The sequence below is a fragment of the Caballeronia pedi genome (assembly GCF_001544915.2).
Lineage (GTDB): Bacteria > Pseudomonadota > Gammaproteobacteria > Burkholderiales > Burkholderiaceae > Caballeronia > Caballeronia pedi.
Window position 1 is genome coordinate 18,662 of sequence record NZ_FCOE02000048.1, and the last position, 19,821, is coordinate 38,482.

19 protein-coding genes and 1 pseudogene are annotated in these 19,821 nt (G+C 63.4%); 5 read left to right on the forward strand and 15 right to left on the reverse strand.

Annotated elements, in window-relative coordinates:
• Positions 1-4 precede the first annotated feature (4 nt).
• The 3 genes from AWB80_RS37275 to AWB80_RS37285 form a co-directional block, all read right to left on the reverse strand.
• Positions 5-1,195 carry a CaiB/BaiF CoA transferase family protein gene (locus tag AWB80_RS37275; RefSeq protein WP_061179638.1) on the reverse strand — a complete coding sequence of 397 codons (1,191 nt, stop codon included), beginning with the start codon at positions 1,193-1,195 and terminating at the stop codon, positions 5-7.
• 118 nt (positions 1,196-1,313) lie between these two features.
• Positions 1,314-2,219: a LysR family transcriptional regulator gene (locus AWB80_RS37280; protein ID WP_061179639.1), complete on the reverse strand. Its 906-nt coding sequence runs from the start codon at positions 2,217-2,219 to the stop codon at positions 1,314-1,316.
• A 221-nt stretch (positions 2,220-2,440) separates the two neighbouring features.
• On the reverse strand, positions 2,441-2,731 hold the full coding sequence (locus tag AWB80_RS37285; protein WP_061179640.1) for a hypothetical protein: 291 nt from the start codon (positions 2,729-2,731) through the stop codon (positions 2,441-2,443).
• A 440-nt stretch (positions 2,732-3,171) separates the two neighbouring features.
• Here AWB80_RS37285 and AWB80_RS37290 point away from each other — a divergent pair, with 440 nt between their 5' ends.
• Complete coding sequence (locus AWB80_RS37290; RefSeq protein ID WP_061179641.1) at positions 3,172-4,350, forward strand: porin; 1,179 nt, start codon at positions 3,172-3,174, stop codon at positions 4,348-4,350.
• A 179-nt stretch (positions 4,351-4,529) separates the two neighbouring features.
• On the opposite strand, the gene AWB80_RS37295 is transcribed toward AWB80_RS37290, so the two are convergent.
• The 12 genes from AWB80_RS37295 to AWB80_RS37350 form a co-directional block, all read right to left on the reverse strand.
• Positions 4,530-5,018 (reverse strand): Hcp family type VI secretion system effector, encoded by a 489-nt coding sequence (locus AWB80_RS37295; protein ID WP_061179642.1) that lies wholly within the window; start codon positions 5,016-5,018, stop codon positions 4,530-4,532.
• 193 nt (positions 5,019-5,211) lie between these two features.
• The gene (locus AWB80_RS37300) at positions 5,212-6,657 is read right to left on the reverse strand and encodes a beta-1,3-glucanase family protein (protein WP_061179658.1); all 1,446 of its coding nucleotides are present in this window, start codon (positions 6,655-6,657) and stop codon (positions 5,212-5,214) included.
• 293 nt (positions 6,658-6,950) lie between these two features.
• Positions 6,951-7,343, reverse strand: coding sequence for a carboxymuconolactone decarboxylase family protein (locus AWB80_RS37305; protein WP_061179659.1), 393 nt, complete (start codon positions 7,341-7,343; stop codon positions 6,951-6,953).
• 11 nt (positions 7,344-7,354) lie between these two features.
• Positions 7,355-8,377 carry a glycine betaine/L-proline ABC transporter substrate-binding protein ProX gene (gene proX / locus AWB80_RS37310; RefSeq protein WP_061179643.1) on the reverse strand — a complete coding sequence of 341 codons (1,023 nt, stop codon included), beginning with the start codon at positions 8,375-8,377 and terminating at the stop codon, positions 7,355-7,357.
• A 107-nt stretch (positions 8,378-8,484) separates the two neighbouring features.
• Positions 8,485-9,420 carry an ABC transporter permease gene (locus AWB80_RS37315; RefSeq protein WP_061179660.1) on the reverse strand — a complete coding sequence of 312 codons (936 nt, stop codon included), beginning with the start codon at positions 9,418-9,420 and terminating at the stop codon, positions 8,485-8,487.
• On the reverse strand, positions 9,413-10,591 hold the full coding sequence (locus AWB80_RS37320) for a quaternary amine ABC transporter ATP-binding protein (RefSeq protein ID WP_061179644.1): 1,179 nt from the start codon (positions 10,589-10,591) through the stop codon (positions 9,413-9,415). Before AWB80_RS37320 ends, AWB80_RS37315 begins: the two co-directional genes overlap by 8 nt.
• The gene (locus AWB80_RS37325; protein ID WP_061179645.1) at positions 10,584-10,943 is read right to left on the reverse strand and encodes an NIPSNAP family protein; all 360 of its coding nucleotides are present in this window, start codon (positions 10,941-10,943) and stop codon (positions 10,584-10,586) included. Before AWB80_RS37325 ends, AWB80_RS37320 begins: the two co-directional genes overlap by 8 nt.
• Entirely contained in the window at positions 10,940-11,761 is an 822-nt protein-coding gene (locus AWB80_RS37330; protein ID WP_061179646.1) for an alpha/beta fold hydrolase, read from the reverse strand. The genes AWB80_RS37325 and AWB80_RS37330 overlap by 4 nt, the downstream gene beginning before the upstream one ends.
• Positions 11,762-11,778: 17 nt before the next feature.
• The gene (locus AWB80_RS37335; RefSeq protein WP_061179647.1) at positions 11,779-12,864 is read right to left on the reverse strand and encodes an LLM class flavin-dependent oxidoreductase; all 1,086 of its coding nucleotides are present in this window, start codon (positions 12,862-12,864) and stop codon (positions 11,779-11,781) included.
• A gap of 31 nt (positions 12,865-12,895) precedes the next feature.
• Positions 12,896-14,407, reverse strand: a complete 1,512-nt coding sequence (locus tag AWB80_RS37340; protein WP_061179661.1) for an aldehyde dehydrogenase — start codon at positions 14,405-14,407, stop codon at positions 12,896-12,898.
• Positions 14,408-14,421: 14 nt separating this feature from the next.
• A complete protein-coding gene (locus AWB80_RS37345) occupies positions 14,422-15,402 on the reverse strand; it encodes a flavin reductase family protein (RefSeq protein ID WP_061179662.1) in 981 nt (326 codons plus the stop codon).
• A gap of 93 nt (positions 15,403-15,495) precedes the next feature.
• Complete coding sequence (locus tag AWB80_RS37350; RefSeq protein WP_061179648.1) at positions 15,496-17,340, reverse strand: helix-turn-helix domain-containing protein; 1,845 nt, start codon at positions 17,338-17,340, stop codon at positions 15,496-15,498.
• Positions 17,341-17,531: 191 nt separating this feature from the next.
• On the opposite strand from AWB80_RS37350, the gene AWB80_RS37355 reads away from it, so the two are divergent.
• The 4 genes and pseudogenes from AWB80_RS37355 to AWB80_RS45670 form a co-directional block, all read left to right on the forward strand.
• Entirely contained in the window at positions 17,532-18,122 is a 591-nt protein-coding gene (locus AWB80_RS37355) for an amino acid synthesis family protein (RefSeq protein WP_061179649.1), read from the forward strand.
• A 38-nt stretch (positions 18,123-18,160) separates the two neighbouring features.
• Positions 18,161-19,105 carry a 2-hydroxyacid dehydrogenase gene (locus tag AWB80_RS37360; RefSeq protein WP_061179650.1) on the forward strand — a complete coding sequence of 315 codons (945 nt, stop codon included), beginning with the start codon at positions 18,161-18,163 and terminating at the stop codon, positions 19,103-19,105.
• Between the two features lie 40 nt (positions 19,106-19,145).
• Positions 19,146-19,628 carry an Lrp/AsnC family transcriptional regulator gene (locus AWB80_RS37365; RefSeq protein ID WP_061179663.1) on the forward strand — a complete coding sequence of 161 codons (483 nt, stop codon included), beginning with the start codon at positions 19,146-19,148 and terminating at the stop codon, positions 19,626-19,628.
• Positions 19,627-19,782 (forward strand): annotated as a pseudogene (locus AWB80_RS45670) (c-type cytochrome); the annotation flags it as partial. The gene AWB80_RS37365 and the pseudogene AWB80_RS45670, both read left to right, overlap by 2 nt.
• Between the last annotated feature and the right edge of the window lie 39 nt (positions 19,783-19,821).

Below are 19,821 nucleotides of genomic sequence, written 5' to 3' on the forward strand. Positions count from 1 at the left end.
CCTGTCAGATGATGCCGCGCGCACGCCATGCGTCGCGGGTTGCGGAATCGATGCCGATGCGTTCGAGCACCGCATCCGTGTGCTGCCCGAGCGTGGGCGCTTGCGAGTCGATCGTGCCGGGCGTCGCGCTCAGCTTCGGAACGATGCCCGGCACCTGCACGGGCGTGCCGTCGTGAAGTTGCGCACCGAGGATCATGTCGCGCGCGCGATAATGCGGGTCGCTCGCGATATCGGCTACGTCGTAGATCTTGCCGGCGGGAATGCGCGCTTCGTTGAGCGCGGCGAGCACATCGTCGAGCGGCTGACGATTCGCCCATTCGGCGATCGCGGCATCGATACGCTCGACCTGCTTCACGCGGCCATCGTTCTGCGCGAGCGCGGGGTCATCGGCGAGATCGCGGCGGCCGATCATCTCCATCAGGCGACGGAAGATGCTGTCGCCGTTGCCCGCGATCAGCGCGTACTTGCCGTCCGCGCAGCGGTACGCATTCGAAGGCGCGATGCCTGGCAAACTGCTGCCCGCCGGCTGTCGCACGGCGCCGAACGCGGAGAATTCGGGGAGGAGGCTCTCCATCATGTTGAAGACCGATTCGTACAGCGCGACATCGATCATCTGACCTTCGCCGCCGTTCTGATCGCGATGACGCAGCGCGAGGAGAATGCCGATCACGCCATGCAGCGCGGACAGCGAATCGCCGATGGACACGCCCACGCGCACCGGCGTGCGGCCTGGCTCGCCGCTCAGGTGCCGCAGCCCGCCCATCGCTTCGGCCACGACGCCGAAGCCGGGACGATCGCGATACGGACCTGTCTGCCCGTAGCCCGAGACGCGCAGCATCACGAGACCGGGATTGAGCGTGTGCAGTTCGTCCCAGCCGAGGCCCCACGCTTCGAGCGTGCCGGGGCGGAAGTTTTCGATGAGCACATCGCTTTGCGCGACGAGCTTGCGCGCAACGTCCTGACCTTCGAACGAGCGAAGATCGAGCGTCAGCGATTCCTTGTTGCGCGATTGCGCTGCCCACCACACCGATGTGCCTTCATGAAGCAGACGCCATTTGCGCAGCGGATCGCCCGTGCCGGGCGGTTCGATCTTGATGACCTGTGCGCCGAATTCGGCGAGCATCTTTCCAGCGAAGGGACCGGCGATGAGCTGTCCCATTTCGAGCACACGTATGCCCGCAAGCGGCTTCGTCACGGTTGTCTCCTGTGAAGCGTCGTTTTATCGATGCCTCACTGTGCGACAACGCGGCGGCGCTGAAAATCAATGAATTTTCAAGGACCCTTTCCGCTTTGGAAAGGCGTCGAAGGTCTTGTCAGGCTTGCGTTTGCGCCGACATGAAGTCGAACAGACGCGCGGCTTCCGGAGAGAGGGCGTCGCGCGAACGGGTGCCGATCCAGAGCGTGCGGTCCGCCCAATCGTCGATGAGACGAACAGGACGAAGCCCTGCCGCGAGGATCTCGGTGCGTACCGCCGCCTCCGGTAACACGCCGATGCCGAGCCCTTGCTCGATCATCCGGCAGATGCCATCGAAACTGCTGACCTGAATGCGTACCTTGAGCGTGCGTTCGGCGCTGAATGCGGCGTCGAGCAGACGCGCGAGCAGAGAGCTTCCTTCGTTGAGGCCGACGTATTCGTAATCGAGCGTATCGACGAACGCGACCTCTTCGTGTGATGCAAGCGGATGAGCGTTCGGCACGAGCAAGACGAGCCTGTCCTGTCGATACACTGCCTTGTCGATATTCGGTGCGGGCACGTTGTCCGCGAAAATGCCGATATCCGCATCGCCGTTCGAGACGGCCGCGACGATATCACCGCTCAGCCGCTCTTCCAGCGATATCTTGACGCTCGGATTGTCGGCGAGAAAGACACGCACGTCGCGCGGAAGAAACTGCACGATCGCCGACGTATTTGCCCACATGCGCACATGGCCGCGCACGCCGACGGCATAGTCGCTCATCTCGTTGGCCATGCGGTTCACGCGTTCGACCACTTGCCGCGCGTGCGCAAGCAGCCCTTTGCCGGCCGCGGTCAGTTCGACGCCGCGTGGCTGGCGCAGCAGCAGCGTGCAGCCGGTGCTGCGCTCGAGGTCCGCGATGCGCTTGCTCACCGCCGATAGCGTCAGGCTGGTGCGATCGGCGGCGCGCGTCAGGCTGCCGAGTTCCGCGACGACGATGAAAAGCCGCAGCGAATGCAGATCGTAGTGGAAGTAGCTCGTCATAAGGTGACGTCATGAAGAAGCGTGCCGAGCCGTCACTGTAACGGAAACGCGCTCGGGCGTGCCGCGCCACCACCAGGCACCGGCTCTAGATGAGCAGCAACAGAATATCGTTGAGATCGACAAGCTCGCCCGTGCGTTCGAGAGATAGCCGTTCTTCCGCTATGGTTGGCGGCGGGAGCAACGCCGCCGCGGTTCTTCATGTGTCCGCTGCGGAGCAAGCGCTATTTCAGGTGAACGATGACCGAGCCCGCCGATACTTTCGGCGCGGCCGCACCTGTATTCCCGGCGTTCTTCGCTATCCAGTCCTTTGCCCTTTGTACGCTCTCGTCGACTCCCGCTTGGTCGTCGCAGACAGTCACTGAAAATCCGCCATCGTCGCTGCGGGCTAGCGTGTAGCCGACAAATCCTCTGACGCTACGCAATAGCTCCTCGACTTCCGCCGCGCGCGATTCCAATACGTCGAATAACTCTTTGGCGCCCGTTCCGGAATAGGCTCTTAATACCGCTTGCATGATCGTCTCCTGACTTTTGATTAAAAGGGTATTGAAATTCCCGCACCAACTGTGCGTGCGGACCGGCGCGCTGGCTTGCTCGGCAGCGCGTATGAACGAGAAAGAAGATGGGCAGGCTGAGGTGCAATAGAGTGCTTCAAGTGTAGTCATCTTTCAGGGATGTTCGATGCACAAAGCGGCGCCCGTTGTTCACGCGCGTGATGAACCATGCGCTTGGGCCGATGGTTTCGTTGCCTTGTTTCCCAGCCTTGCGCGAGCCCCACGTTCGACTCATCGCTTTTGCAGGTTGCCGGTTTCTGCTGGAGTCGCATAGAGTGTTAGAGAACATCGCGCGTCTTGCCGATGATGATTCGCATGACTGCACGTTATTCAGCATTGACCCTTGCACACGCCGCGTTTCCGGGAGCAGGTCTTCTCTGCGCATTGGCTGGAGCAGACAAATGAACAGGTTGCTGTTGAGTGGGGCGGCCACGATGATCTCGCTGGCCGGCGCGGCGCAGGCGCAAAGCAGCGTCGCGCTCTATGGGCTGATCGATGCGGGCCTGACATACACCAGCAACGAGATCACCGGTTCGCGCGGCGGACACAGCAACTGGCAGATGACGAGCGGCGCTGTCCAGGACAGCCGATGGGGTCTGCGCGGAGCCGAAGATCTGGGCGCGGGTCTGAAGGCCATCTTCACGCTGGAAAGCGGTTTCAATCTGAGTAACGGGCAGTCCTTGTCGGACAATCGCATCTTCAATCGCCGTGCTTATGTCGGCGTGTCTAGCCGCGATTACGGCACGGTCACGCTGGGCCGTCAGAGCGATGGCATGGTCGACTTCGTCGCGCCGTTGTCCTTGACCGGCACGGAATTCGGCGGAACGCATTTCGCGCATCCGTTCGACATCGACAACCTGAACGATTCATTTCAGATCAACAACTCGGTGAAGTACACGAGTCCGGAATTCGCCGGTTTCAGGCTGGGTGCGTTGTACGGATTTTCCAATCAGGCAGGTGGATTCACCAACAATCGTGCCTTTAGCTTCGGCATGTCGTATGTCCGTGGGCCGTGGAACTTCGGTGTCGGCTACTTGCAGCTCAATAGCGCCGCACGCACGCCAGGCCAGTTGAACGCGAATGGCGCAGTCACCGATACCACCGCCTCGTCGCTGCAGGGCGTGCTTTCCGCGAGCGCCGTGCCGCTCGGTGTACTGGCCGACAGCCAGAAGACGCTGGGCGCAGGCGTGAACTACTCGTTCGGCCCGGCTGTCGCGGGCTTCGTATATACGCAGAGCAAACTCACGCGTTTTTTTCAGACGAACTTGAGCGCGAATTTTCAGAACTTCGAGGGGAATTTTCGCTATGCGCTCACGCCGATGGTCGAACTCTCAGGCGCATACACCTATTCGCGCGCGGGCGGAAACGGAGGCGGCGGCATTCCCCATTGGAACCAGGTAAGCGCGATGGCCGATTACCGCTTCTCGCGGCGTACCGATGTCTATATTCAGGGGGCGTGGCAGCGCGTGAGCCCGAGCGGTAGTTCGCCGCTGGGCGTGGCATGGATAAACGGGGTGAGCAATCCATCTTCCACGACCACTCAGCTTCAAGCGACGGCCGGCCTGAGGCATCGGTTCTGAAGCGCTCGCCAAAGCCAGGTGGCGTGGATCCAGTTTTCAGGAATTCGTCGCGCTGCTAGTATCGATGGAGCACAGTGAGATTCTGCAAGGGGCATGAAATCAAAGACTGACTGCGCCCGCGACTGAACGAAAAAAAAGCCACCTCGATCAAGAGGCGGCCCGCTCTCATCAACCCAACATCAAGCCTTCGGCGCAAGCCACGAATCTTCGGCTTCGATACCGTCCGGCTCGTACGTCCACGTGATCTTCTCGTACGTGAAGGCGAGATCTTCCATGTGGCCCAATTGCTTGTTGTTCGGGTCCAGCGCGTTCGGCGTCCACGACTTCATGTTCGTGAGGATTGCGTTCGACAGCTTCACGGTGTAGTACTTCTCTTCCGTGCCCTTCGGCGAGATGCGGTAGAACTCCAGCGACACGTCTTTCATCTGCTCGCCCGAAGTCAGCGCCTGAAACAGCTTGGGCGAGGACTTGTCGATTTCCTTGGTGATGGTCATCGCGCCATGCACGCGCTTGCCCGTAGGCAGACCGGTTTGCGGGCTCTTCGGAATTTCGATGGTGTGATCGACAGCCTGGACGAGAATCTTTCCTTCGTGACCCTGGACTTTGTTCGAGCCTTCGATCTTGCCTTGATTTTGGCCTTCGAGGGTGAGGTAGCACGGCATCGGCATGATGTGTTCTCCGGTTTGGTTGGCGCGTTTCGTTTAGCGCATGAGATGTATTCTGCGGACGCGCCGTTACGGTCGCGTTTCAGGAAAGCGGCTTCAGGTTACGAATGAAACATGGGGCTGGCGCGATGAAACAAACATGGACGTGAGCGCACGGAACCCGTCGCGGATGACGTAGCATCCGCGAACCCGAAGTTCAGCCGAAGAACTTCCCGAGCGTGATCGTGACCGACTGCGTCGCCGTCAGCCCGATGGACGGATTCTGGTCGCAGACGTCGTCGTAGGGGAAGGCGTAGGCGAGCGAGTTGGAACTGAGTCGATGGAACAACTGCGCCCACGGATTGAAGACAAGCGTGTTCGGGTTTGCGATCTGATAGAAGGTGGCTGCGTCGTTCCTGCAGGTCGCATCGGCGAGCGTGTTCGACATCACGCCGCGATTGAATGCGGCGGCCAGCATCTTCTGCACGTTCTTGGCGGCGGCGCTGCCGGTCGCGAGCGTGTTCGCGCACTGCCAGACGTCATAGCTGGAGATGCCGGGCGTGCCCGCGCCGCCGACCGTGAACGCGGCCGTGCCGCTCGCCGTCGAACCGGCGTAGAACGTCAGCCCGACACCGGATTGCACGATGCCGGTGTAGGTGCCCGTTGCGAGATCGGTAACCGACAGCGGCGTGGTGGCCCAGGTCTGATACCAGTTCTCGATGGTCTGATCGAAATACGTCAGCAGCGAGCCGCTGTACTGGTTCTGCGCCGAGATGCTCTTGGGCGACAGCGCGCGCAAGGTGACGCTGCCGTTGACCGCGAGTCCCGCCGGAAAGGCGGACGGCGCGGGCACGCTCTGCGGCAGGTAGAACGCCGCGGGCAACTTCGATACCGCCTCGAGGATGGACGGACGCGACGAATCGTATCGACCTTGCTGCGCGCCGCCCGGCGTGCCGCTCAGCAACAGCGGGAAGCCGAACTGATCGACCTGCGTGGTGTTGCCATTGAAATTGCCTTCGCTGTCGAAGGAGAATTCGATCCAGTCGAACAAAGTGAGTGAGCCGGGACCGTCGACGGTTACCGGGGCCGTGTATGCGCTGCTGCTGAGCGCCGTGAACGGCAGTTTCGGCACGCCGACGGACAGATAAATGCGGCCGCTGAACGCCGCCGTCCCGGTGCCGAGGCCCGGAATGCTCGTCGCGTTGAGCTTCGACAGATCCAGTACGACGCTCGAACCGACAGTGAGTGCGATGCTGTAATCGGCCCATGCGAGCGGATAGGTCCCGGCAAGCGCCGCGGCCTCGCTGCCGGGCAGCGCGGACGAGCCGGGAAACGTCTTCGGGGCGATCGTGTTGTCGGCGGCGCTCATCACGTGGGGCGTGCCGGTCGAGTCCACCCAGTACTGCGTCACGCCCGAGGCGAGACTCGTCTCGCCGATCACGTAGGCATACACGGCCGTACCGGCCGGCAGATCGGTCTGCGTGAGATCGAGCGTCAGCGGCGTCTTCGCGGTGGATTGCCCGCCGCCCGACTGCGGCACGGACGGCGACGCCGTCGATCCCGACGCCGGATTCGAACTCGAACCGCCTCCGCATGCGGCGAGTAGGCCCGATGCCCCCATTCCGAGGAGAAAAGTGCGTCGGTTGATGCTTTTGGTCGTCATCGTCGGGTCCTTCATCGGAGCATACGGTCGAGGGCGGAAGATCGGGGTATCCCGCTGCGGGGGAGACAATTGGATATCGGCAGCGATGATGCTGGCTTGAGGACAAGCGCAGATCGGCGTGTCTCAGCCAGCACGCTGCCAGGCGATGTTCCGTGCTCTCGGGCCGTTCTGCACGACGGGCGCGCCGCGACCGGCGCTTTCGACATCGTTGTCGGACGCCGCGGCGGGCCGGAGCCAGCTTCCGCCGGCGACCCTCGCGGTGGTCGTGCCGGCGATTGACGAGTGCATCTTGCCTATGATTTTTCGGTGATCTCGTCGATTTCGGCGAATGCGGCTTTGGCGATACGGAAGCTGTCGATGGCTGCGGGAACACCCGCGTAGATCGCGGCCTGGAGGAACACCTCGCAGATCTCGTCGCGCGTAACGCCGTTTGTCAGGGCGCCTTTCACATGCAGCTTGAGTTCATGAGGGCGGTTCAGCGTAGTCAGCATGCTCAGGTTCAGGAGACTGCGCGTGCGTCGATCGAGCCCGGCGCGGTTCCATATCTCGCCCCAGCAATACCGGGTCACCAGTTCCTGCATGGGCAGGTTGAACGGGTCGGCATTGGCCATGGCGGCATCGACATAGCTGGCGCCCAGCACCTCGCGTCGAGTGGCCAGCCCCTTTTCGAAAAGCGCCTTGTTCATGATGTCCTCCATCAGTGAGCCTTCCTGGCCGTGGCGACCCATTGGTCCAGTTCCGCCTTGTTCGCCGCGACCCATTCGTCCGAGAGCTTCGACACCAGCGCGGGCGACCCGCCGTCCTTGCTGATGATGGCTTCCCAGCGCGACCAGGTCGCACCCGGAAAACGAATCTGTTCGATAAGCGCCCTGGCGCCCGGATTGGCCGCGATGAATTCCTTGTTCGCGACGGATCCCCAGTTCCACGATGCCATCGCCATGTGGCAAGGGTTGGCGCCGCCCGCGCATCCCTCGACGTTCTTGACCAGAGCCGATCCCTTGTTGGGAACGTTCGGCGGCAACGCATCGGCCGGCGTCGGGAGCCAGACCACGTCTACACCGGGCACCAGCGCATTGGTCACCCACGACGGACTCCAGGCGTAAAAGAAGGCTGGCTTGCCGCTCTTCACTTTCGTCACGGCTTCGACCATCAGCGCCTCATACTTGCCACGCACGGACTTGACGGTCTGCTTCAGACCGAACTTGTCCAGTTGATAATCCACTACGTCGCCGCAACTCCAGCCCGGATCGCAGCTGATCAGCTCCGCCTTGCCATCCTTGCCGAAGAGCGCGGCAATCTTCGGATCCTTCAGTTGCTCGAGGCTGGTGATGTTGTAGGCCAGCGCGGTTTTCTTGTCGATGAGATAGCCGTTGATGCCGTCTCCGGCGATCAGGCCCGAGCCCACGACCGTCGCCTGATCGGCGACGGCACGGAAACCCGGTTCGCGCTGCGGGAAATTCACGTCGGTCGCCAGGTCGACGTCGCCCTGGGCAACCGCCTGAAAGAACAGCGTCGTATTCATCGTGCTGAGCTTGACGTCGTAGCCGAGCATCCTGAACGCCTTGCTCACGATCTGCGCGACGACATAGTTGCCGCCGAAGCTATCGCTCTGCGCGTAGCGGATCGTTTTCCCGCTGCCCGGCAACGTCTGGGCGTTCACGGTCATGGCCATCGTCATCGACACTGCCAGCATTGCGGCAGACTTCAGAAGTTCTCTCATTTCGTCCCTTCGGAGTATTCACGGTCCTGACGACCGTGGGGTGGAAGGGGCGCCACTACGGGCGCCGTCTATGAACATCGTCGAAAAGGGCTGGGCGGGCGCGAATATCAGAGCGCGCGTTCTGGGTCACCACTCGCTTGCGGCACGTCGCGTCCGCCGCGGAAAAAGCGGGACATCACGGCACGGAACGTATGCTGATTGCGTGCTCGAGTGCGGGCGAGTTTCTGCGTGAAGCGATCCAGCATCATGGCCAGCAGGACAATGGCGATCCCGCCCACGGCCGCGCGACCGACATCGAGCCGTCCCAGCCCCTGGAGCACCACGAGCCCCAGGCCTTCGGCGCCGATCATGGCCACGACCACGGACATGACCATTGCCGTGAGCACAGTCTGGTTCAGCCCACCCAGGATGGTCGGGATGGCGAGAGGCAGTTGCACTTCCCACAGCAGTTGCCGCTTGTCGGCGCCGAATGCGAGCCCGGCCTCGACGATCTCGTGCTCCACCATGCGGATGCCGAGATGCGTGAAGCGGATCAGCGGCGGCATGGCGGCCGTGACCACGGCGACTTCGCCAGGCACGTTTCCCACACCGAACAGCATCACGACGGGCACGAGGTACACGAACGTCGGCGTTGTCTGCATGATGTCCAGCAGGGGACGCACGATCATCCAGACCCGCTCGCTACGCGCGCTCCATACGCCGATCGGAATACCGATGAGGGCGCAGAACAGGATCGCGGTCATGATCAGCGACAGCGTCGTCATGGCTTCGCTCCAGACGCCGAGCATCGCGATCACGACGGACACGACCACGCTGAACACGGCGACACCGAGGCTAGCCAGCCGCCAGAAGATCAGGAACGCGATGAGCACCATGACGGGGAAGGGCACGGCATGGAAGATGCCGTCGTTGAACGTGAGCAACCGCTCCACGGGCCATTTGATCAACAGGAAGAGCGGCCGCATGTGCATGGCCATCCATCGCACGCCCTCCTGAATCCATTGATCGAAGGGGAAGACCGCAAGTTGGTCGGCATTAAACATGTTGAGCTCCTGCGCCGATGCCGGCGCCAATTCGGGCGAGCACCTGCTTCGCATCCAGTACGCCGATCAGCGTGCCGTCATCGTCGGTGACACCGATCGGATGTTCGCCGCCGCACCTGCCCGCGACGTCGATGAGCCGCATGCTCGCGCTCACGCTGGTGAACTGTCCGTTCGCCTGTGGTACGGCTTCACCCCGGCACGCGCTCGCGACCTGGGCGCCGTCCAGCGTGCCGAGAACACGGGCCTGCGCATCCAGCAGAAAGCCGGCCGCGCCGGCGTTCGACGCCATGACCACCTTTCCCTGGCCCTGCCACAACGGCGCGAGCGCTGTCATCACCGAGCGCGCGTCGAACAGACGGGCGCGATCCACGTCTCGCGTGAAGGCGGCCACGTAGTCGCTACCGGGTTCCATCACGATGTTCTGCGGCGTGCCTTCGCGAACGAGGCGGCCGTCGGCCATGATGGCGATGCGCGTACCGAGCCGCAGCGCCTCCTGGAAATCGTGGGTGATGAAGAGGATGGTTTTGTTGAGCGTCTTTTGCAGGCGCAGCAGCTCGTCCTGCATTTCGGTGCGGATCAGCGGGTCGAGCGCGCTGAACGCCTCGTCCATGATCAGCACGTCGGCCTCGGTTGCCAGTGCACGTGCGAGACCGACGCGCTGACGCATGCCGCCGCTCAATTCCTGCGGCATGTGATACGCCCAGCGCGCGAGCCCGACGATCGACAGCACTTCTTCGGCGCGACGACGCCGCTCGGCGGCCGGCATGCCGCGCAGTTTCAGGCCGAACTCGACGTTTTCGATGACGCGCCGATTCGGCAACAACGCGAAGTGCTGGAACACCATCGAGATGCGACTGCGCCGCACTTCGCGAAGTCCCGGCTCGTCGAGCGCACAGATATCGTCACCGTCGAGCAGGATGCGCCCGGCGCTGGGTTCGTTCAGGCGATTGATGCAACGTGCGAGGGTCGATTTTCCCGAGCCCGACAGCCCCATGATCATGTAGATCGCCCCGGACGGCACGCCGAGCGAGACATCGTCGAGCCCTACGACCTGGCCGAGCGCTTCGAGCACGTCCGACTTGCGCCGGCCGGCCTTGAGCATGGCCAGCGCCGGCGCCGGTTTGTCGGAGAAAACCTTGTACAAATTTTCGATGCGGAGACGTTCAGTCACGGCGAATCTCCTCATGCGCGCCGGACAGCGGCGCAAACGCGGTCATTGGGGAAAAATCGGTCGGCACGAGGATGCGGTTCTCCGCGTGCTCGATGAGTTCCGAGAGTTGCGGAAGGAACGACTGCCAGCGGGAGTCCTGTGCCAGACACTGCCGGCGGCGGGCGCGCTCGTCCAGGCTCGGGTAGGCCCACAGATGCGTCACCTGACTCAGCACGCCGATCTCGGTGGTGAAGTAGCCGATCAGGTGTCCGAGGATCGGCTGCTGGATTTCCAGCCCCTTGTCCCGGACGAGTTTCAGATACCGCGCCATGCAGCCGTTGCGGATGCGATAGATGCGCTCTTCGAGAATCATGCGCGTGCCTCCGGGACGTCGTTGGAGAGAAATGCCCGCAGCAGGGATGCCACGCGCTCCGGCGCCTCCGTGAGGATCGAGTGACGCAGGCCGGGCAGAATCTCCAGTTGCGATCCGGTGATGCATTCGTGCATGTACTGCGCCATGCGCGGATTCGATCCTTGATCGTCTTCCCCCGTGACGATCAGCGTCGGCATGCGGATCTGATCGATGAATCCGCCGAAGTCCGTCTCGGCGAGCACGCGATACGCGGAGGCGTAGCAATCAGGATCGTTCTGTGCGTTGCGTTGACGCAGATACGCGATCTGCTCCGGGTTGCGTGCCTGGAAGTCCTCCGTGAGCCAGCGCGACAACGATGCGTCGTAGTGAGACCCGCGCTCGCCGTTTTGCAGCGCAGCGAGGCGAGTGAGCACACGCTCGCGTTCCTCGCGGGTGCGCCCGGACACCGTGGCGAGCAGCACGAGCCGCTGCAGCCGCCCGGAGCGAGACAGGGCCATGCGCTGCGCGATGAGTCCGCCGAGCGAGAAGCCGGCCAGGTGGAACCGGTCGAAGCCGACGTGATCGGCGAGCGCGAGGGCGTCTCCGACGAAATCGTCGATCTCATACCGCCCCCGCACGCGGGACGATGCCCCGTGTCCGCGCAGGTCGAACGTCAATACGCGAAACTCGTCGGCAAGCCGGCTGACGACATCGTCCCAGGCCTCGAGGTAGGAACCGACGCCGTGAATGCAGACGAGCTGTCGCGGTCCGCGCCCCTGCAGGCGGTAATGCAGCGAGACATCGCCGACTTGAATCGTATCGTCGAGGAAATCCTTCATGTCGAGGGCCTCCGGGCTCAGCGCCCGGCGACGGCGAGCGCCGCGGGGCGTTCGGCGCGTTCGCGGCCGGCAAAGTGCGGCATGACTTCGTCGATGAACAGCCGAAGCGTCCTTGCCTGCAGCTCGAACGGCAGGTTGAACGACAGCCCCAGGCAAAACTGGTCGACGCCCTGCGCTTCGTAGACTTCCAGCTTGCGAATGATCTCGTCCGGAGTGCCGAACATAAGGTTCTCCCTGATGGCGGCGGGATCGTAGCTGCCCCGATTGACGACCGCCTCGTACGGAACGGCCTCCGGGAAGCCGTTGTGCACGGTGCCGATGTTCTGCATCAGGTTCTCGAAGTAGCGGCCATAGTCGACGCTGTGCCGAACGGCCGTTTCCCAATCCTGCGGGCGGTCGTACACGCACGTGCGCCGTTGCATCATGAAGCGCGGGCGCGGGCGTTCCGGATGGTCGGCGACCGCCTTGCGGAACTTCTCGCCGAGCACGGCGATTTCCGACGCGGGAGCCGACAGCGGTGTCGACAGAATATTGGCGCCGATGCCCACTGCCCAGTCGAAACTTCCCGGATCGCGCGTGGCGACCCAGATCGGCGGATGCGGTTGCTGGAGCGGCTTCGGCACGGACGTGGCCAGCGGAAACTTCCAGTAATGGCCGTCGTGCTCGTAGTCGCCTGCCCAGAGCTTCCTGACGGCCGGCACCAGCTCCTTCATATAGGCCACGCCCTCCTGCTGGGGCATCCCGCCTGCCATGCGATCGAATTCGTATTGATACGCGCCGCGGGCGATGCCGAAGTCGAGCCGGCCGCCGGTCAGGTGATCGCACATGGCGGCTTCTCCGGCGAGCCGGATCGGCGACCAGTAGGGGGCGACCAGCGTGGCAGTACCGAGGCGGATCCGCTCGGTGTGCTGGGACAGCCACGTGAGCGTCATGAACGGATTCGGCGATATCGTGCACTCGATCGTGTGATGCTCTGCAGTCCAGAGCGTCTCGAATCCGCCCTGGTCGGCAAGGCGGGCCAGATGAAGCAGGTTTTGCTTCGCCTGTGTCATCGAGTCGTCGGGCGAAAAGCGTTCCATGCTGAGCGAAACTGCGAACTTCATCGTTGATCTCCGGGATTCAGTTGGCGATGGTTCAACGCAGGCGGATCACGAACGGGTCCTGCATCGCACCCGAGTAATCGATGACGACGTTCTTGACGCGGGAGAACTCGCGCATGACTTCGAATCCGCCGCGACGTCCATAGCCGCTGTGTTTCATGCCGCCATTGGCCGACATGTAGGCAGCCGAGCGATAGGTATTGATCCACACCGTGCCCGCGTCGACGTCCCGGGCGAAGCGCATCGCGCGATCGATGTCCCGCGTCCAGATGCCGGCCGCGAGGCCGTAGTGGGTGGCGTTGGCCAGCTCGATGAGCTCTTTCTCGTCGCTGAACGGCATCACGCCGACCACCGGGCCGAAAATCTCCTCCTGCATGAAGCGCATGTCGTTGCGCGCCTCCGACAGCACGGTGGGTTCGTAGTACCAGCCGCCTGCCAGGTCGCTGCGCGCGGGGCGTTGCCCGCCAGCGGCGAGCTTCGCGCCTTCCTGGATTCCGGAGGCGACATAGGTCTCCACCTTGTCGAGCTGGGCAGCAAGCGCAAGCGGTCCGATGTCGGTGTCTTCGTGCGTGGGATGGCCGACGCGCACGCGATTCGTGCGCTCGACGAGCGCCTCGACAAAGCGGTCGTGGACCGAGGCTTCGACGAAGCAGCGCGAGCCGGCGACGCAGGTTTGTCCGGCGGCTGCGAACACGCCCGAGACCACACCGTTGACGGCGCGCTCGATATCGACATCGCCGAACACGACGTGCGGCGACTTGCCGCCGAGTTCCATCTGGCAGGGCACGAGATTCTGGGCAGCGTTGCCCGCGATGCGTCGGCCGGTGACGGTGCTGCCGGTGAACACGAACTTGGCGATGCCCGGGTGCTGGGTCAGCGTGTCGCCGGTTTTCCTGCCGTCACCGGTCACGACGTTCATCACGCCGGGCGGAATGCCGGCCTGGATGACCAGTTCGGCGAGCGCCAGCGTCGACGCCGTGGCGTGTTCGGATGGCTTGACCACGATGGTGTTGCCGATGGCGAGACACGGCGCAAGCGTGCCGGTCAGCATCATGAGCGGGGAATTCCACGGGATGATCATCCCGACGACGCCGAGCGGCTCACGCGTGTTGAAGTTCAGGGTGTCGAGCTTGTTCACCGGAATCGTGTCGCCTTGCAGCTTGTCGGCCATGCCGGCGAAGTAGAAGTACGAATCCGGGATGGCGCGCATCTGGGCGCGCATTTCCTTGAGCAGTTTGCCGTTGTCGCGACACTCGATGGCGGCGAGCGCATCGGCGTTTTCGAGCACCAGTTCACCGAGGCGGCGCACCAGTTTGCCGCGCTCGGTCTGTGTCATGCGGCGCCAGGCCGGGTTAGCAAAGGCCGTTTGTGCCGAGCGCACGGCGCTGTCCACGTCGACTTCATCGCCCAGTGCGAATTCATACCAGGGCTTGCCCGTGGTCGGATCGAAGCTTTGCAGATACTCGCCGCCATGCGGCTCGGTGAACTTGCCATCGATGAAGTGTCGTTGGCGTGAACCTTCCAGTGACTGCATCGTTGTGTGCATCGAATTGCTCCAGTTCAAACGTGAATGGGTTGATCCCACGGCTGCGCGTCGCCGACCATCGCGATGCGGCCGCCGTCGTGCGAATCCATGTAGATCGTGAAATTTCCGCCGCCCGTCTCGCGCACGTAGCGACGCAGCATCGAGCGGATTTCCCGCGACGGGATGTCGTCGAAAGGCAGTTGATCGAACGGGAAGAAGCGCAACCGGGGCGGCAACGTGGCCAGTGCCGCCGGCTGGGCCAGCCGGGCCCGGTACACCAGATAGCCCGGATCGTTCTCGGCTGTATCGAACACGGAGTACAGGAACGTGTCGTCCGGCAACAGCGCGAGTTCGCCGCCGCCAGGCAACGGCAGGCGTCCCTGCGTGACGCGGCGCGGGGCCGTAGGCAGTACCCAGCCGCCCTTGCCGTCCTGCGCAAGGAGCAGGCTGCCGTTCGCATCGATGAGATAGCCGACGATCATGTCGTGAGACGACAGCCAGCCCGGCGGCAGCGGGTCCTTGACGTTCGCATATCGTCCGCGGCAGAAGCCCAGCGGTGCGGCGGGACTCGTGCCGAACGCATGGATGCGGCCGATCAGGACGGTGTGATCCCCGGCATCGACCCGATCGTGAACCGAGCAGTCGAACCACGTCAGGCAGTCGGTCAGCACCGGGGCGCCGGTGTGCACGGTGTCGTGACCTACGTCGGAAAACTTGTCCGGGGATTTGGACGCGAACAGATTCGACACATCCGTCTGCCCGTCATGCAGCAGATTGACGGCGAAATGCCCGGCTTCCTGGAAGGTCGGATAGCTCGCGGCGCCTTTGCCGATGCACACGAGCAGCAGCGGCGGATCCAGAGACACCGACGTGAAGGAGTTCGCCGTCATGCCGCGGGGACGTCCGTCTGCGTCGCGCGTCGTCACCACCGTCACGCCGGTCACGAATGTGCCTAGCGCGCGGCGCAGCGCGACCGGGTCGATGGCGGTGAGTTCGCCTCGGGCGGGAAGTTGCATATCGATCACCTCGAAACGTCGTTACGTTGAGGTCAACGATAGGCGACCGATTTTGCGTCGGCTTCCTGCGATCCGTAGGAGAGGATCGGCTAATTAATCTCGATTGCGCGGCAGGGTTTTCCTCGATGCAGCCGGGTTGGCGCCAGCATTCGTCAGGGTGTGAAGCTGGATGGCGAGTTCGACCGCGAAGCGCCGTTCGGGCGACTCGACGTCGATGCCGAACAGCTCCTGAATGCGCGACAGCCGATAGCGCAGCGTGGTGACGTGCAGACCCATTGCGTCCGCGCAGGGCTGGCTGCGGCAGCCAGAGCGCAGATAGGCCGCAAGCGTGTCGAGATACGGCGTTCCCGACGAACGGTCGTGGTCGACGAGACCACCAATGGTGCCGTCCACGAAGCCGTGCACGTCGGCCGAGTCGGCGGCTCCCATCAACATGGGCAAGGGTCCGAGCCCCTGAATATCCAGCGGCCCGCTTCGCCCGAATTTGCGCGCCACGCGGATCATTCGCCAGCAGCGCTCCCATTCGCTGGCCAACGGCTCGATGCCCTGGAAAACCTCGCCAATCGCCACGATCGGTTCGCGGCCGAGCGAACGGGCAAGCGTCTCGGAGATGCGCTTCGCCAGCCGCGGCAAGGCCGACACGTCGCGCAGACCGTCTTGCGGGATCAGGCAGACGAGACCACTTCCCACCGTGACGATATGGATGGGGACGTGCAATTGACGCGCCAGCAATTCGACCGTGCCGTGGCTTTCCACCGAGAGATTGCTGGCTGCGCGCGCAGCGTCTGCGGGAACACGTTGATCGGGAAAGTCGACCACCAGCATCCGCAGCGGCGAGACCAGCGACAGGCCGAGGCGGCGCCCGCGCTGCAGGATGTCTTCCTCGTCCCGCCAGCGCCGTTCGACGATCTCGAAGAAAAGTTCGGTCAGCGTTCTGGTCTCGAAGCGGAACCGGACCACGCTGCGCATCATCTGCACGCTCAATGCAAATCGGGCGCTTTCGAGCATCAACTGGTGAAGGTCTCCAGACCCGGTGACGCCAAATGTCAGCAGGGCGCCGACGAGTTCCTCGTCCACCTTGAGCGGTGCGATGGCGGCTTTCACGTTGAGTCCGCGATGCAGTGCAATGTCGATGGACGTCTGCTGGAAGCGCTGAATGCTCTCCCGCACCAACGTGACCGTCTCCCGCCCGAACGCGCCGGCGAGCCAGCGTTGCCATTCGGCATCGTCCATGCTGGCCGGGGCCGGGGATCCGGCGCCCACGAGATGGTTGGCGAAGAAATCGATGACCAGTACGGGGCCGCCGAGCAAGTCGGCCAGCGTCGACGTGAGGTGCTCGACCGACCCGCCTGCGAGCACATCCCGCAACAGACGCCGCTGGGCTTCGAGCGCGTTCTGCAGGCGCAGGTGGGATTCGTGCTGGGCGCGTTGCCGATGCGCACGCTCGATGGCGATCGAGCCGAGATGCACGACGGTGGCCATGAACGTGAGATCTTCCTCGCTCACGTCACGCACCGAGCGCGACGCCACCGTGAGGACCATCGGCCGGCCTTCCGAGTCTTTCGACGACATCGGCAGAACCAGTACGGTGCGGTAACCGCGCTCCTTCGCTTCACGCCGATAGCCGGGAAACTGCGTCGATTCGAGCGCGTCGCGGATATAGACGGGCTCGTTTTTTTGCAGCGCGATCAACGACGGGCTGGTCGCCAGTTCCCAGCGGTCCTCGGTGTGCTGAGGCAGGATGCTCGTCTCGAATCGCGTCACCACGAGACCGTATCCGTGCGCGAGGTCGATGCTCATCACCGATCCAAGGTCCCAGTCGTCTTGCTGCACTGCGGAACGCACGAGGTCGCGTAGCAGGCCGTCGAGGTCTTCGTCTGAGCTGATCTGACTGGCGACGTGGCGTAACGCCATCAGTCGTTGCTTTCGTTCGGGCATTCGGTGTCTCCTCCGCTGCGCGCCAATCTACACCAAAGCAATGGAAGAAAAAAACGATCTTCCGTCGAACCGGAGGAAGACGGCTCGATGAAGCGTCCTTAGCATCGGTATCAACAGGAATGCGCGACAGCTTTCTTCGACGTCGCATGCCTTGTCATTCGCCACCACCGGTCCGCCATCTGGAGACGCCCATGCTTAAGGAAGTACGCAAGATCGCCACTTTCGTCGAGACGACCTATTGCGAAGGCGGCAAGACTGCCGACACGCCCGTCACGACCGTCATCGTTGCCGCTGTCATCCGCAACCCCTGGGCGGGGCAGGGCTTCGTCGAGAACCTGCGCCCCGAAATTCTGCGCGTGGCGCCCGAACTGGGCGAGATCATGACCCGTCGCCTGGTGGAAGTGATGCCAGGCGAACAGGTGCAGGCTTACGGCAAGGCTGCCGTGGTCGGCGTCAACGGCGAGATCGAGCATGCGTCGGCGATCATCCACACTCTGCGATTCGGCAATCTGTTTCGCCATGCCGTGAGCGGTACTGCGTTCCTGAGTTTCACGAACACGCGCGTCGGTCCCGGCGCGCTGGTGTCGGTGCCCATGATCCACAAATCGGAGACAGGCAAGCGCTCGCACTTCATCACGGGAACGTTCCAGATGGCCGACGCGCCGTCGGCGGACGAGATCCTGCTTGCAATCGGCGCTGCCGATGGCGGTCGCGTGCATCCGCGTATCGCCGATCGCTTTCAGGACATGCAGGAGATGGGCCTCGACCAGGCATCCGCCTGACGAGTCATTCGAGTACCGCCGCCAAGATTGCACACACCATGTCGTCGACCATCGCCTTTTTGAGCCGCATGTCCGCCGAATACCAGACGCCGTATCTCGCGTCGCTACGGTCGGCGTTGCCGGAGGAAACGATCCAGCCGCTTCACGCGCTCACGCCCGCGCAGCGCACGGAGACAACGATTGCGATCGTTGCCAATCCGGCGCCCGAAGACGTCGCGGCACTGCCGAATCTGGCGTGGATACAGAGCCTGTGGGCCGGTGTGGAGCAACTGGTGGCCGGGCTGCCGGCCGGTGGCCCGCCCGTCGTTCGCCTCGTCGACCCGGAGATGTCGCGAACGATGGCGGAGGCCGTGCTCGCCTGGACGTATTACCTGCATCGCGACATGCCCCGTTATACGCGACAGCAGTCGATGCGCGTCTGGCGGCAGCACGCGTACCGAAAGCCGTCGCAATTCTCTGTCGGCCTGCTGGGGCTCGGCGCGCTCGGGACCGAGGCGGCCCGGGCGCTCGTCAACGCGGGGTTCGTGGTCAGAGGCTGGAGTCGCTCGCCCAGGACGGCGCCGGGCGTCGAAACGTTCGCGGGCGAGGCGGGACTCGATGCAGTGCTGGCCAGCAGCGACGTCGTCGTGAGTCTGATGCCTTTGACGGCGCAGACGGCCGGTCTGCTCGACGCGAAGCGATTGCACGCGATGAAGCCGGGCGCGGGACTCATCAACTTCTCGCGCGGGCCGATCGTCGTGATGCAGGATCTCGTCGCGGCGCTGGATCGAGGGCACCTGTCGCATGCGGTGCTCGACGTCTTCGACATCGAACCGCTGCCGACGACTTCAGGCCTGTGGGAACACCCGAACGTGACGGTGTTGCCGCATATCTCCGCGCCCACGGATCAGCAGACGGCGGCGCGAGTCATCGCCGCAAATATCCGGGAGTACCGATTGTCGGGACGCATTCCGGGCAACGTCGATATCGTGCGGGGCTACTGAGCATGCAGACAGAAGACGCGTTCCATGCGGGCCGGTCATGCTGAAACTGGATCGATTCGACATCGCGATCCTGAAAGCGTTGGCCCGGGACGGCCGAATGACGAAATCCCGGCTGGCGGCGGAAATCCATCTCTCGATATCGCCCGCATGGGAGCGTGTCAGGCGCCTCGAAGCCGCCGGCGTCATTCGCGGGTACTACGCGTCTCTGGACTGGACCCGCGTCGTTCAGGCTAGCCGGATCATCGTCGAGATTACGCTTGCGCGCCATACCGCCGCCGACCTGCAGCGATTCGAGGATCGCGTGCGTCGCTCGCCGGAGGTCACGCAATGCGATGCAACGGGCGGAGGGCTGGACTACGTCATGCACGTCGTTTCCCGCGACATCGATCACTACCAGCGATTCATGGATGGCCTGCTCACCGAAGGTCTCGGCATCGAGCGCTACTTCACGTACGTCGTGACGAAGGTCGTGAAGGAGCGCGGTGAGGTCGTGCCGTCCTGGGGTTGCCGGAGTCCGATGTAAAACCTTCGAGACCGCATGCGCAGTGTGCCACGGGGCATCGGGCGGCGTCGGGCATCTGGGCGTGAGACCGCTGATGGGCCTCAATACCAGCGTGGCGCAGAGCCGGCCCGACAACCTGCTGCATGTGCTTCACAACGGTCTCAAACGATGTGCATTTTGCGCCTCGCATTGGTGCCTCACGACGACCTTGAAA